This window comes from Limimonas halophila (genome assembly GCF_900100655.1).
GTDB lineage: Bacteria > Pseudomonadota > Alphaproteobacteria > Kiloniellales > Rhodovibrionaceae > Limimonas > Limimonas halophila.
In genome coordinates, this window is the sequence record NZ_FNCE01000008.1 from 128,505 (window position 1) to 141,416 (window position 12,912).

Genomic DNA, 12,912 nt, shown 5'->3' on the forward strand with positions numbered 1-12,912 from the left:
TTGCCGCCCAGTCTAACAGCCGGCGCCATCCCCGTGACGAACCGCGCACACGCCATTCACTGCAATTTTACGTGCAAAATTGCATTCATTGGCGGCGCAAGCCGTTGACGCGCGCTGCGCGCCGCGTCATCTCCGCGGTGCCGTGCCCCGGCTGCGGAAGGAGCTGGTACCATTTTCCCGCAACGCCGCCCGATCACCCGCACGCTGGCGCCCCTGGCCGCCCTGGCGCTGGCGGCGGGCGCCCTGACCGCCGAGCCCACCTGCGCACAGGAGACGGCGGCCGTCCACGTCGACCAGGTGCGCGAGGTGCCCGCCGGCCGCAACGCGCCGGTGCTGGGCAGCTTCGTCGCCACGCAGGAGGGCGTGGTGGCCGCGCGCGTGGCCGCGCCGGTCGAGGCCTACCTCGTGGAGGTGGGCGACCGCGTCGAGCGCGGCGACACCCTGGTGATGCTGGACGACGAACGCATCAGCGCCGAGCGCCAGCAGGCCCGCGCCGCGCTGGCCGAGGCGCGCGCCGCGCTCAACACCAGCGAGGAAGAGGTCGCGCTGGCCCGCCAGCAGCTCCAGCGCCAGCAGAACCTCGAGGGCTCGTCCGCCTACTCCAAGGCGCGCGTGGAGGACCTGCGCCAGGAGCTGGCGATCTCGCGGGCCGAAGTGGCCTCGGCCGAAGCCGCTGTGCAGAGCGCCCGCGCCGACCTGGATCTGGCGAAGATCGACCTGAAGCACACCGAGGTGCGCGCGCCCTACGCCGGCGTCGTCACCGAGCGCATGGCGGAAGCCGGCGCCTACGTGAACGGCGGGGATCCGCTGGTCGGGCTCGTCTCGGATCAAAGCCTGGAAATCGAGGTGGCCGTCCCGGCCAGCCGTCTGGGCGCGCTGCGCCAGGGCGACGTGGTCGACGTCGAGTTGAGCGGCGGCGGCACCGCCGAGGCCCGCGTGCGCGCCATCCTGCCGCGCGAGAACCGCATGACGCGCACGCGCACCGTGCGCCTGGTGCCGCGCTTCGACACGAGCGCGCGGCGCGTGGCGGCGGGGGAAAGCGTCACCGTCTCCGTGCCGCTGGACACCTCGCGCCAGGTGCTCAGCGTGCACAAGGACGCCATCCTGCGCCGCGGCGGGCAGACCACGATCTACGTCTACGCCGACGGCAAAGCCGAGGTGCACCCCGTCAAGCTGGGCGACGAGGTGGGCAGCCGCTTCGAGGTGCTGGACGGCGTCGCGGCGGGCGCGCTCGCGGTCGTGCGCGGCAACGAGCGCCTGCGCCCCGGCCAGCCGCTGAGCATCGACAAGCGCGTCGGACCGACCGGCGACGACGGCGGGCAAGACGGCGGCGGCGATGACGGCGACGACCGCGTGCAGACCGGCAAGCAGCCGGGCGGGGATCAGGCGTCATGAAATCGCTGATCCGTCTGGCGATCGACCGCCCGGTGGCGGTCGCGGCCGCCGTGATTCTGCTGGTGATGTTCGGCGCCGTGGGGCTGATGCGCATCCCCGTCCAGCTCGCCCCGGACGTCAGCAAGCCCGTCATCACGGTCAACACCATCTGGCCCGGCGCCGCGCCGAAGGAGGTGGAACGCGAGATCCTCATCCGGCAGGAGGACGTGATTCGCGGCGTCCAGGGCCTGGACGACATGACGGGCCGCGCGCAGACGGGCAAGTCGGAGCTGGAGCTGGAGTTCCGCGTCGGCACCGACATGAGCCGCGCGCTGCTCATGGTGTCCAACCGCCTGGACCGCGTGACCGGCTACCCGGACGGCGTGGACGAGCCGGACCTGGATACCTCCGGCGCCAACGCCAGCCCCATCGCGTGGTTCATCTTCACCCAGCGCCCCGGCAACGACCGGCCGATGCACACCTTCGGCGACTTCGTCGAGGACGAGGTCAAGGAGCGCCTGGAGCGCGTGCCCGGCGTTTCCGCCGTCAACATCTTCGGCGGCAGCGAGCGCCAGCTGGAGGTGGTGTTCAAGCCCGACGCCATGGCGCGGCACAACCTGACCGTGCCGGCGGTGCGCGACACCCTGCGCAGCGCCAACATCTCGGTCTCGGCGGGCGACGTCACCGAGGGCAAGCGGCGCTACGTCGTGCGCACCGAGGGCGAGCTGGACACCGTCGAGAATGTCGAGGAGATCGTCCTGCGCTCGCAGGACGCCACGGGCGACGCGGCCGTGGGCCGCCTGACGGTGGGCGACATCGCGGACGTGCAGTTCGGCCACAAGAAGCCCACCGAGCGCATCCGCTTCAACGGCCAGCCCGCACTGGCTATGAACGCCATCCGCCAGACCGGCGCCAACGTCATCACCACGATGGAGGGCATCCAGGCCGAGGTCGAGCGCATGAACCAGGGGGTGATCCCCCGCGTCGGCCTGGATCTGGAGCAGGTCTACGACCAGACGGTCTACATCCACTCGGCGATCGGGCTGGTGCAGCAGAACATCTACGTGGGCGGGCTGTTCGCGGCGCTGATCCTGCTGGTCTTCCTGCGCTCGCTGCGGGCGACGCTGGTGGTCTCGCTGGCGATCCCGGTGTCCATCGTCGGCGCTTTCGTGGCCATGGCTGCGCTGGGCCGCTCGATCAACGTGATCTCCCTGGCCGGCTTCGCCTTCGCCATCGGCATGGTGGTGGACTCCGCGATCGTCGTGCTGGAGAACATCTACCGCCTGCGCGAGGAAGGCCACCGGCCGCGCGACGCCGCCTACGAGGGCGCGCGCCAGGTCTGGGGCGCCATCCTGGTGTCGGCGCTGACCACCGTGGTCGTCTTCGCCCCCATCCTGATGATGGAGCTGGAGGTCGGGCAGCTCTTCCGCGACATCGGGGTGGCGATCTCCACCTCGGTCATCCTGGCGCTGGTCGTCGCGGTGACCGTGATCCCCACGCTGGCGCGCCGGCTGCTGCGCTTTCGCGGCAGCGACGACGAGCCCGGCGGTTTCGGCGAGGTCAAACGGATCTCGCTGCCCGGCGTCGACCACGCGGCGCGCGGCTTCATCGCCGTCGTCATGGCGGCCCAGCGCGCCTTCGCGCGCAGCCGCGCGCTGTCCGCGAGCGTCGTGGTGGCGGTGACGCTGGCGGCGCTGGCGGGCTCCTGGCTGGCGCTGCCCAAGCTGGCCTACCTGCCCGAGGGCAACCGCAACCTCGTGCTGGCGGTGCTGATCCCGCCGCCGGGCTACAACCTCGACACCACCTTCGACATGGCCAGCCAGATCGAGGGCAAGACCAAGCACCTCTGGCGCAGCGTCACCGGCCCCGAGGCCGAGCCGGACGGCCCGCCCAAGATCGACCGCTTCTTCTTCGTCGCCACGCGCGCCCAGACCTTCGTCGGCGCGGCGGCGGTGCAGCGCGAGCGCGTGAGCGAGCTGATCCCGGTGCTGCGCGGGCCGGTGTTCGCCGAGCCGGGGTCGTTCGGCTTCATCAGCCAGCCCTCGATCTTCGGCGACGAGATCGGCGGCGGCCGCCAGATCGAGCTGGACATCATCGGCCCCGACCTGGAAGCCAACATGCAGGTCGCGCGCCGCGCCGCCGGGCTGATCGGGCAGACGCTGCCGCGCGACGAGGGCAACCAGCTGCGCCCCAACCCGGGCCTGGAGCTGGGCTCGCCGGAGCTGCGCGTGCGCCCCGACCGCGTGCGCCTGTCCGACGCGGGCATGACCGCGCGCGGTCTGGGCGACAGCGTCACCGCCTTCAACGACAACAACGGCCTGCTGGTGCAGGAGGTCACGGTCGACACCAAGCGCATGGACCTGATGCTGCGCGGGCAGCGGGAAAGCGTGGAAACCACGCAGGGCCTGCGCGACCTGCCCGTGCTCACCCCGCGCGGGGAGATCCTGCCGGTGGAGGCGCTGGGCGACGTCAGCCACACCGCCGGGCCGACGCAGATCCGCCACCGCGAGCGCCAGCGCGCGGTGACGCTCCAGATCCGCCCGCGTCCGCAGCTGCCGCTGGAGTCCGCGGTGCAGCGCGTGCGCCAGGACGTCATCACGCCGCTGGCCAAGCAGGGGCTGCCGCCCGGCGTGCGCCTGGAGATCACGGGCACGGCCGACAAGCTGACCCAGACCTGGAACGCGATGGTGTGGGACCTCGCGCTGGCGCTGGCGATCGTCTACCTGACGATGGCGGTGCTCTTCGAAAGCTTCCTCTACCCGGTGATCATGCTGCTGTCGGTGCCGGTGGCGGCGGCCGGCGGCGTGGCCGGGCTGGGCACGCTCAACCTCGTGACCTACCAGCCGCTCGACATGCTGACGCTGCTGGGCTTCGTCATCCTCATCGGCATCGTCGTGAACAACGCCATCCTGCTGGTGCACCAAACACTGCACCTGATCCGCGAGGACGGCCGACCCCCGCAGGACGCCATCGTGGAGGCCACGCGCAACCGCATCCGGCCCATCTTCATGTCCACGCTGACCTCGGTGTTCGGGATGCTGCCCTTGGTGCTCTTCCCGGGCGCGGGCTCCGAACTCTACCGCGGACTGGGATCGGTCGTGGTCGGCGGGCTGTCGCTGTCGGCCGTGATCACGCTGCTGATCGTGCCGCCGATGATGACGCTGGTGCTGGAGCCGTTCGAGCGCCGCGCGCAGCAGCGCGGGGCCTACGCGCAGCCGTCGGGCGAGCCTGCCCCCGCCGAATGACGGCGGGGGCGGCTGTCAGCCTGTTTTCCGGATGCGGAAGTGATAGACGCCGTCGGCCTCGTGCTGGTCCAGCAGCTCGTGGCCGGTGGTTTCGCAGAAGTTGGCGAAGTCCTGCACCGCGCTTGGGTCCGTGGCCTCCACGGCCAGGACACCCCCGACGTCGACGCCCTTCATGGCCTTGCGCGCGCGCAGGACCGGCAGGGGGCACTTCATGCCCTTCGCGTCGAGGTGATGGTCCGTCTCGCTCATGCTGCCTCCCCACACCCGATAAGCGCGGGCGCGACCACGCCGAATATCTCCCCGGCCCGCGCCCAAAGATAGCTTGATCCCGCCCCGCGGGTGCCCATTTACGCTGCCATGTCCCACGACACCCTGGAAGCCTCGATCGGTCGCGCCACGCAGATCGTACGGGCCATGGCCAATCGGCAACGGCTTCTCATTCTCATCGACCTGGCCGACGGCGAAAGCGCCGTCAACGCGCTGTGCGCGCGCCTGGGCATGGGCCAATCGGCGGTGTCCCAGCACCTCGCCCGGCTGCGCAGCGCCGGGCTGGTGACGACGCGCCGCGAGGCCCAGACGATCCACTACGCGCTGGCCGGCGACACCGCGAGGCGCGTGCTCGACACCCTGGACGCGCTGATGACCCGGGAGACGCGTACCCCCATCGACGGCCGTCCCGCCGAGGGAATGCGGCCACTGCGCGAATAGCGCGCCATCAGCCGGCGCGGCGCACGGCGACCGCCGCCAATGTCAGCCAGCCCAGGATGTAGCCCAGGCCGCCGACGGGCACGACGGGCATCAGCCCCGTCCAGCCGGTCAGCCCCGCGAGCCAGAGCCCGCCGCTGAACAGCACAGCCCCGGCGAGAAACGCGGCCCCGGCGACGGCGACCAGCGCCCCGCCCCGCGCGGCGGTCAGCCACGCCACGGCCAGGAGCGCGGGCGCGTGGACCATGGCGTACTGGGCGCCGGTGCGAACCCAGCCCACCTGGTCCGCCGGCAAGGTGCTGCCGAGGCCGTGCGCCGCCGCCGCGCCGAAGGCCACGGCGAGCGCCCCCGTTAGCCCGGAAACACCGATCCACAGGTACATCGGACAATCGCTCCGTCGACCTCGCGTGGGAAACTGCCGGGGTGCGGGCGACCACACCCGGACGGTCGCTACACGCGACATGGGCGCGGCACAAAAAAATCACACGCGATGGGTTGCCGCACCATCGACGCATTTACATCTCGTGTTAGCCTACACTAAATAGGCGTACGGCGACGCCTGTTACCAACGCAGGAACACGGTTGAAAACGCAGCAACAAGAACGAGGGGTCCCAGCGGTGACGATCGAGGAAACCACGACGAGAGACGCGAGCATGAAACCCAACCCGGTCGACGTGCATGTCGGTCAGCGCCTGCGTCAGCGGCGCGTGCTGGTGGGGCTGAGCCAGGAGCGGCTGGCCCGCATGGTGGGCATCACCTTCCAGCAGGTGCAGAAGTACGAGCGCGGCGCCAACCGCATCGTGGCCAGCCGGCTGTACCAGCTCGCCAACGTGCTGGACGTTCCGGTGAGCTACTTCTTCGACGACCTGGCCGCCGAGCCCGCCAACGACAGCGGCACCACGGCCCAGGGCGGCGACGGCGCGGAGGCCACGACGCCCGACGTCATGGCGGAGCGCGAAACGCTCGAACTGGTCCGGGCCTACTACGGCATTCAGGACGAGCGCATCCGCCGCCGGGCGTTCGACCTCCTGCGCACGCTGGCGCGCCACGAGGACCCCGGCGATCTGAGTGAAACCGCCGTGGGCTGACCGGCTGACCGGCCCGGTCCGGTGGCATCCCGGCGCGCGGTCCGTTAACCTCGACCAAACAGCGGACCGCGCGCCGGAGGACGCCGTGAGCGAAGCCACCGCCCCATCCCTTTTGCGCACCGCGCGCATCGACGACGTGGCCGCCTGCCTGCGGGCGGTCGAGCGCGACGACGCCGCGGCCGTGCCCGTGCTCGACGAGCGGGACAAGGCCGCGCTGGCCGAGGCGGCGGCGAAGCTCACCTACAAGCGCGCCAAGCCCCAGGTGAACGAAGGCGAGAAGGCCGTCTACCAGGACTTCTGGCTGACGCGCGACATTCCCGCGGGCAGCGTCCTCGAACACTGCCGCGACGCCGTGGAGGCGCTGGTGAACGCCGCCCTGCGGCGGCTGGACCCGGCGCCGTGCCCGCCGGTGACCTTCCACGAAACCGTCGCGCAGTGGTACGAACCCACGACGTGCGGCATTTCCCCGCACCGCGACCCCAAGACGTTTCGCTACCTGGTCGCGCTGCTCGTCATGCGCGGCGACGGCGACTTCTACATCGTCGACGACCGAAGGGGCAGCAACCCGCGCCACATCCCCGCGCCCGAGGGCAGCCTGCTGTTGATGCGCCAGCCCGGATTCGGCGCGGAAGACCGACATCCCTTCCACACCCTGCGCACGGTGTATTCCGACCGGCTGATCCTGACCTTCCGCCACGACTCGCGCCGGGACGCGTAAGCGCGGCGCGTCGCCGGGCCGGTCCGGGCGCCGCCGCCCCCTGGCGGGCGCGGGCCCCGCGCCCCATTTGTGCGGAGGTGACGATGCACGCAGCGGGGCGGGCGTCCCCGGCGCCGTCCGTGGGGCTTCCCCGACGCACGGCGTTTCCCTATCCTGAAACACGGATGCAGACCGCCACCGTGTCGCGGAGGAAGAGGCAGACCGCGATGCCCGGCGCGAACGACGACGATCGCGACAACGTCGGCACCGGCTCCGGCACCAGTGTGGTGGTGAAGAGCCGCACGAAGCCGAAGAAGCCGGCGATGTACAAGGTGCTGATGCTGAACGACGACTACACGCCCATGGAGTTCGTCGTTCACGTCTTGGAAAGCTTTTTCGGCAAGAGTCGCGAGGAAGCGACCGAGATCATGCTCGCCGTGCACCACCGCGGCGTCGGGGTCTGCGGGGTCTACACCTACGAGGTGGCGGAGACGAAGGTGAACCAGGTCGTCGACTACGCCCGCAAGCACGAACACCCGTTGCAGTGCACGCTGGAGAAGGAATAGTCCCTGGATGCTCTCAGCAAACCTCGAACAAACCCTCCATCGCGCCCTCGCCTACGCCAACGAGCGCCGGCACGAGTACGCCACGCTCGAGCATCTGCTGCTGGCGCTGTTGGAGGATCCGGACGCGGTTTCGGTGCTGCGCGCGTGCGGCGTCGACCTCGACCGGCTGCGCTCCGACCTGAACGACTACCTCGACAACGAGTTGTCGAACCTCATCACCGTTCAGGTGGGCGACGCGAAGCCGACCGCCGGGTTCCAGCGGGTGTTGCAGCGCGCCGCCATCCACGTCCAGTCCTCCGGGCGTGAGGAGGTCACCGGCGCCAACGTGCTCGTGGCCATGTTCTCCGAGCGGGAGAGCCACGCCGTCTACTTCCTGCAGGAGCAGGAGATGACGCGGCTGGACGCCGTGAACTACATCAGTCACGGGATTGCCAAAGTTCAGGGCCGGAGTGAGACCCGCAACGCGGACGGCGCTGACGAGGACGCACAGGGCGAGAAAGTGGTGCGCAAAGGGCACGAGGCGCTGGAAGCCTACTGCATCGACCTCAACCGCAAGGCGGAAGAGGGCGAGATCGACCCGCTCATCGGGCGGGACAGTGAAATCGAGCGGACCATCCAGGTCCTGTGCCGGCGAACCAAAAACAACCCGCTTTACGTCGGCGATCCGGGCGTGGGCAAGACGGCGCTGGCCGAGGGCCTCGCCCGGCGCGTCGTCTCCGGCGAGGTGCCGGACGTGCTCACGAACGCCCAGATCTTCACGCTGGACATGGGCGCGCTCCTGGCGGGTACGCGCTACCGCGGCGACTTCGAGGAGCGCGTGAAGGCCGTGCTCTCCGAGCTGGAGCAGCTGGAGCACGCGATCCTCTTCATCGACGAGATCCACACCGTGATCGGCGCGGGCGCCACGAGCGGCGGGGCGATGGACGCCTCCAACCTGCTCAAGCCGGCGCTGCAGTCGGGCTCGCTGCGCTGCATCGGCTCCACGACCTACAAGGAGTACCGCCAGCACTTCGAGAAGGACCGCGCGCTGGTGCGCCGCTTCCAGAAGATCGACGTCACCGAGCCGACGACCGAGGACGCGATCAAGATCCTGCGCGGCCTCAAGCCCTACTACGAGAAGCACCACGGCGTGCGCTACACCAACGACGCCATCCGCTCGGCCGTGGAACTGTCGGCGAAGTACATCTCGGATCGCAAGCTGCCCGACAAGGCCATCGACGTGATCGACGAGGTGGGCGCGGCGCAGATGCTCGTGCCCGACTCCAAGCGCCGCAAGTCCATCGGCGCCAAGGACGTCGAGCACATCGTCGCCAAGATCGCCCGCATCCCGCCCAAGTCCGTCTCCAAGGACGACAAGGCGGCGCTGCAGAACCTGGAGCGCGACCTCAAGACGATGGTCTACGGCCAGGAGAAGGCGATCGAGGCGCTGTCCTCGGCGATCAAGCTGTCCCGCGCGGGCCTGCGCGATCCCGAGAAGCCCATCGGCAGCTACCTCTTCTCCGGCCCCACGGGCGTGGGCAAGACCGAGGTGGCGCGCCAGCTCTCGCGCTCGCTGGGCATCCCGCTGACGCGCTTCGACATGTCCGAGTACATGGAGCGCCACTCCGTCTCGCGCCTGATCGGGGCGCCGCCGGGCTACGTCGGCTACGACCAGGGCGGGCTGCTCACCGACGCCGTGGACCAGCACCCGCACAGCGTGCTGCTGCTGGACGAGATCGAGAAGGCCCACCCGGACCTCTTCAACGTCCTGCTGCAGGTCATGGACTACGGCAAGATGACGGATCACAACGGCAAGGAAGTCGACTTCCGCAACGTGATCCTCATCATGACCACGAACGCGGGCGCCGCCGACATGGCCAAGCCGGCCATGGGCTTCGTCCAGGAAGAGGGGCGCACCGGCGACGACGAGGAGGCGATCAACCGCCTGTTCACGCCGGAGTTCCGCAACCGCCTGGACGCCGTGATCCCGTTCGGCAACCTGACGCCGGAGATCATCTCGCGCGTGGTCGACAAGTTCGTCATGGAGCTGGAGGCCCAGCTGGCCGACCGCAACGTGACGATCGAGCTGACCGACGAAGCGCGCAAGTGGCTCGCCGACAACGGCTACGACGTGCTCTACGGCGCCCGGCCCCTGTCGCGGGTCATTCAGGACCACATCAAGAAGCCGCTGGCCGAGGAGTTGCTCTTCGGCAAGCTCGCCAAGGGCGGCGTGGTCCGGGTCGCCATCGACCCGGAGACGAACGCCCCGACCTTCACCTTCGAGGAGCCCGGCTCCGGCAAGGGCAAGGGCGGCGGCCGCAAGACCGGCACCAAGGACGGCTCCGGCTCGCCCGGCGAGGAAGCGCCCGAGCTGGTGGAATAAGCCGAGCGAACATTGGTGATCCGCGCCGCCGGCCATCTGGCCGGCGGCGTTTTTTGTGCGCGGTGTGGGGGCGCCACCGCCGTTGCGGGCGTGCCGCCATCTGCTCTATGCCATCCCCCGGACGGGGGTTCTCGCGCGAACCCGACACAGCACCAACGACACAAGCGCGCGCGGCACTGGCGTCACGGCGTCCGCCGACGGCGCGCTGGGGAGGAGACGACATGGCCGCGCTGACGACCGAGCCGGTGCTGGCGGAGATGTTCCGCACGGGCGCGAAGCTGCCAGTCAGTTTCGAGGTCTTCCCGCCCAAGTCCGAGAACGCCCGCGCCAGCCTGCACTACACGGCCACGCGCCTGGCCGATGCCGATCCCGGGTTCTTCTCCGTCACCTCCAGCCCCGACGGCAGTTCGCGCGAACGCACGCTGGCCGTGGCGCGGGAGCTGGCCGCGTGCACGGAAACGCCGGTGAAGATCCACTTCACGGCGTCGGGGCACACGCGCGAGCAGATCGACGCGCACGCGGACCGCATGTGGGCCGATGGCATCCGTCACGTCCTGGCGCTGCGCGGCGACCGCCCGGCGGACGCCGACCGGCGCGGCATTCCCCAGGCCTACGAGCACGCCGACGGGCTCGTGGCGGCGCTGAAGGCGCGTCACGATTTCGACGTCTCCGTCGCCGCGTATCCGGAAAAGCACCCCGAAGCGCCGTCGCTGGACGCCGACATCGAACACCTCAAGGCCAAGTTCGACGCCGGCGCCGACCGCGCCATCTGCCAGTTCGTCTTCGACGCCGAGTCCTACGGCCGCTTCCGCGAGCGCGCGGAGCGCCACGGCATCGACAAGCCGCTGGTGCCGGGCGTGATCGTGCCCACCAATTGGCGCCGCATCCGCCGCTTCGCGGTCAAGGCGGGCGCCAGCGTGCCGGATTGGCTGGACGAGCTGTTCGACGGCGTGGAGGACGAGCCCGAGATCGCGCAGCTCACGGCGATGGCGACGGTGCAGCAGCAGGTGCGCCGCCTGATCGCCTACGGCGCGCCGGCGATCCACTTCTACACGATGAACACCTGGCAGATTCCGCTGGCCGCCGGACACCTGATGGGCCGCCACGTCGGCGACTTCCTGGGCAAGACTTGGTGCGGGGCGGCGTAACCATTCAGGCCGTTCGGAACGGGCTCTCGCCCATCAGGGCCGCGCGTTCGGCGCGCACGACGGGGCGCTCGCGGTCGATGAAGTCGGCCACGCCCGCGCGCAGGCGCGGGTCGGCGATCCAGTGGGCGGAGTAGGTCTCCACGGGCAGATAGCCGCGCTGGATCTTGTGCTCGCCCTGCGCGCCCGCTTCCACGCGCGTCAGGCCGTGGGCGATGGCGTGCTCGATGGCCTGGTAGTAGCAGCATTCGAAGTGCAGGAAGCGGTGCTCCTCGCAGCACCCCCAGATGCGGCCGTAGAGCGTGTCCGATCCCACGAGGTTGAGCGCCCCCGCCACCGGCTGCCCGTCCGGCCGCCACGCCATGACGAGCAGGGTCTGCTCGGGCATCGTCTCGCCCAGGCGCTCGAAGAAGTCGGGCGTGAGGTAGGGGAAGCCGAAGCGCTTGTCCGCGGTGGCGAGGTAGAAGTCGTAGAAGGCTTCCCAGTGGCGCGGCTCGATGTCGCGGCCGGTGAGGCGCTGGATCGTGAGGCCGCTGTCCGCGACCTCGCGGCGCTCGCGGCGGATCTGCTTGCGCTTCTGCGCCTTGAGCGCGCCCAGGAAGGCGTCGAATCCGGCGTAACCGGGGTTGGTGAAGTGGTATTGCAGGCCCACGCGCTGGAGGAAGCCGTGCTCGCCCAGGCGACTCCAGTCGCCGCGTGTCGGAAAGGTCACGTGCAGCGAGGAGACGTCGTGGCGCTGGGCCACGCGGACCAAGCCGTCGGCCAGGCCGGATGCCACGCGCTCGCGCTCGGCCTCGGGCAGGTCGGGGCGCACCAGCAGCCGCCCGCCCGTGACGGGCGTGAAGGGCACGGCCGCCTGGAGCTTGGGGTAGTACTGCCCGCCCGCGCGCTCGTAGGCGTCCGCCCAGCTCCAGTCGAAGACGTACTCGCCGAAGGAATGACTTTTCAGGTAGAGCGGCGCGACGCCGAGCAGCGTGCCCGCCGCGTCGTGCACCAGGGCATGCTGCGGCAGCCAACCCCGGCGTCCCGTGGCCGAGCCGCTGGCCTCCAGCGCGTGCAGGAAGGCGTGGCGGGTGAAGGGGTGCGCCGTCCCGGCGCAGGCGTCCCAGGCAGCGGCCGAGACCTGCTCGATCCCATCAATCACGGACAGCGTCAGCGCGGCGTCGGTTTGGGCCATGCCCCGCAGGTGGCGCGTGCGCCAGCTGACGACAAGAGCGGGGTGGCGTGTGCGCCAGCTGACAACAAGCGGCAGATGGCGCGCAGGCGCGGGCACCAAGCGCCAGCGGCCACCCCGCGGGCAGCCATCAGCGCGAGCCGTTCAGGCCAAAGTTATCGAGGCGTTCGTGGCGGTCGGGCAGCTTGTCCGACTCCGGTCCGGCATCGCGGTCGCGGTCGGCCTCGACCTCTTCCAGGCTGCGCCGGCGGCGCAAGAGGTAAGGACTGGTGCGCGCCGGGGTACCGGCGGACTGATCACTCACGGCGAATCCCCACGCGGTGTGGTGATTGTGTTCTTGATCTGAGGATCGCCTTTGACTGCTTAAAATGCGATTAACGGCGCACCGGATGATCGGCCCATGCGAAAGCCCCGCACCGGCACGCGGCGCGGGGCCACACGGCGACCGTGTGCCGAGGAGGGCAGTTGCCCGCACATAGCCGCGCCATCACGGCAAAAGGGCCTGGAGTCCGAGATGCCCCCATTTATGGCGACCTGATGGGATCAAACTGCCGC

At 70.1% G+C, this 12,912-nt stretch carries 12 protein-coding genes; 8 read left to right on the forward strand and 4 right to left on the reverse strand.

Annotation, left to right across the window (positions count from 1 at the left end; all coding sequences use genetic code 11):
* Nucleotides 1-297: 297 nt before the first annotated feature.
* Complete coding sequence (locus BLQ43_RS11085; protein ID WP_176758645.1) at nt 298-1,395, forward strand: efflux RND transporter periplasmic adaptor subunit; 1,098 nt, start codon at nt 298-300, stop codon at nt 1,393-1,395.
* Nucleotides 1,392-4,619: an efflux RND transporter permease subunit gene (locus BLQ43_RS11090; RefSeq protein ID WP_090020799.1), complete on the forward strand. Its 3,228-nt coding sequence runs from the start codon at nt 1,392-1,394 to the stop codon at nt 4,617-4,619. The genes BLQ43_RS11085 and BLQ43_RS11090 overlap by 4 nt, the downstream gene beginning before the upstream one ends.
* A gap of 15 nt (nt 4,620-4,634) precedes the next feature.
* On the opposite strand, the gene BLQ43_RS11095 is transcribed toward BLQ43_RS11090, so the two are convergent.
* Nucleotides 4,635-4,868, reverse strand: a complete 234-nt coding sequence (locus BLQ43_RS11095) for a sulfurtransferase TusA family protein (protein WP_090020801.1) — start codon at nt 4,866-4,868, stop codon at nt 4,635-4,637.
* A 108-nt stretch (nt 4,869-4,976) separates the two neighbouring features.
* Here BLQ43_RS11095 and BLQ43_RS11100 point away from each other — a divergent pair, with 108 nt between their 5' ends.
* Nucleotides 4,977-5,327 carry an ArsR/SmtB family transcription factor gene (locus tag BLQ43_RS11100; RefSeq protein ID WP_090020803.1) on the forward strand — a complete coding sequence of 117 codons (351 nt, stop codon included), beginning with the start codon at nt 4,977-4,979 and terminating at the stop codon, nt 5,325-5,327.
* 7 nt (nt 5,328-5,334) lie between these two features.
* Here the strand turns inward: BLQ43_RS11100 and BLQ43_RS11105 are convergent, their stop codons facing one another.
* Nucleotides 5,335-5,706 carry a DUF423 domain-containing protein gene (locus BLQ43_RS11105; RefSeq protein WP_090020805.1) on the reverse strand — a complete coding sequence of 124 codons (372 nt, stop codon included), beginning with the start codon at nt 5,704-5,706 and terminating at the stop codon, nt 5,335-5,337.
* A 272-nt stretch (nt 5,707-5,978) separates the two neighbouring features.
* On the opposite strand from BLQ43_RS11105, the gene BLQ43_RS11110 reads away from it, so the two are divergent.
* The 5 genes from BLQ43_RS11110 to BLQ43_RS11130 all read left to right on the forward strand — a co-directional run bounded on the left by BLQ43_RS11110 (nt 5,979) and on the right by BLQ43_RS11130 (nt 11,186).
* On the forward strand, nt 5,979-6,413 hold the full coding sequence (locus BLQ43_RS11110; protein ID WP_090020807.1) for a helix-turn-helix domain-containing protein: 435 nt from the start codon (nt 5,979-5,981) through the stop codon (nt 6,411-6,413).
* Nucleotides 6,414-6,498: 85 nt separating this feature from the next.
* Entirely contained in the window at nt 6,499-7,131 is a 633-nt protein-coding gene (locus BLQ43_RS11115) for a 2OG-Fe(II) oxygenase family protein (protein WP_143006264.1), read from the forward strand.
* 206 nt (nt 7,132-7,337) lie between these two features.
* Nucleotides 7,338-7,676, forward strand: coding sequence for an ATP-dependent Clp protease adapter ClpS (gene clpS, locus BLQ43_RS11120; protein WP_218119188.1), 339 nt, complete (start codon nt 7,338-7,340; stop codon nt 7,674-7,676).
* Between the two features lie 7 nt (nt 7,677-7,683).
* The gene (clpA, locus tag BLQ43_RS11125) at nt 7,684-10,038 is read left to right on the forward strand and encodes an ATP-dependent Clp protease ATP-binding subunit ClpA (RefSeq protein ID WP_090020813.1); all 2,355 of its coding nucleotides are present in this window, start codon (nt 7,684-7,686) and stop codon (nt 10,036-10,038) included.
* Between the two features lie 221 nt (nt 10,039-10,259).
* Nucleotides 10,260-11,186, forward strand: a complete 927-nt coding sequence (locus BLQ43_RS11130) for a methylenetetrahydrofolate reductase (RefSeq protein ID WP_176758646.1) — start codon at nt 10,260-10,262, stop codon at nt 11,184-11,186.
* A 4-nt stretch (nt 11,187-11,190) separates the two neighbouring features.
* On the opposite strand, the gene BLQ43_RS11135 is transcribed toward BLQ43_RS11130, so the two are convergent.
* Nucleotides 11,191-12,360, reverse strand: coding sequence for a GNAT family N-acetyltransferase (locus BLQ43_RS11135; RefSeq protein ID WP_090020817.1), 1,170 nt, complete (start codon nt 12,358-12,360; stop codon nt 11,191-11,193).
* Nucleotides 12,361-12,487: 127 nt separating this feature from the next.
* Complete coding sequence (locus BLQ43_RS14660; protein WP_176758647.1) at nt 12,488-12,661, reverse strand: hypothetical protein; 174 nt, start codon at nt 12,659-12,661, stop codon at nt 12,488-12,490.
* Nucleotides 12,662-12,912: the final 251 nt, after the last annotated feature.

Bases quoted from the DNA above. Each gene is read 5' to 3' on its own strand.
- BLQ43_RS11090 (WP_090020799.1), top strand. From the start codon at position 1,392: ATGAAATCGCTGATCCGTCTGGCGATCGACCGCCCGGTGGCGGTCGCG.
- BLQ43_RS11095 (WP_090020801.1), bottom strand. From the start codon at position 4,868: ATGAGCGAGACGGACCATCACCTCGACGCGAAGGGCATGAAGTGCCCC.
- BLQ43_RS11100 (WP_090020803.1), top strand. From the start codon at position 4,977: ATGTCCCACGACACCCTGGAAGCCTCGATCGGTCGCGCCACGCAGATC.
- BLQ43_RS11105 (WP_090020805.1), bottom strand. From the start codon at position 5,706: ATGTACCTGTGGATCGGTGTTTCCGGGCTAACGGGGGCGCTCGCCGTG.
- BLQ43_RS11110 (WP_090020807.1), top strand. From the start codon at position 5,979: ATGAAACCCAACCCGGTCGACGTGCATGTCGGTCAGCGCCTGCGTCAG.
- clpS (WP_218119188.1), top strand. From the start codon at position 7,338: ATGCCCGGCGCGAACGACGACGATCGCGACAACGTCGGCACCGGCTCC.
- clpA (WP_090020813.1), top strand. From the start codon at position 7,684: ATGCTCTCAGCAAACCTCGAACAAACCCTCCATCGCGCCCTCGCCTAC.
- BLQ43_RS11130 (WP_176758646.1), top strand. From the start codon at position 10,260: ATGGCCGCGCTGACGACCGAGCCGGTGCTGGCGGAGATGTTCCGCACG.
- BLQ43_RS11135 (WP_090020817.1), bottom strand. From the start codon at position 12,360: ATGGCCCAAACCGACGCCGCGCTGACGCTGTCCGTGATTGATGGGATC.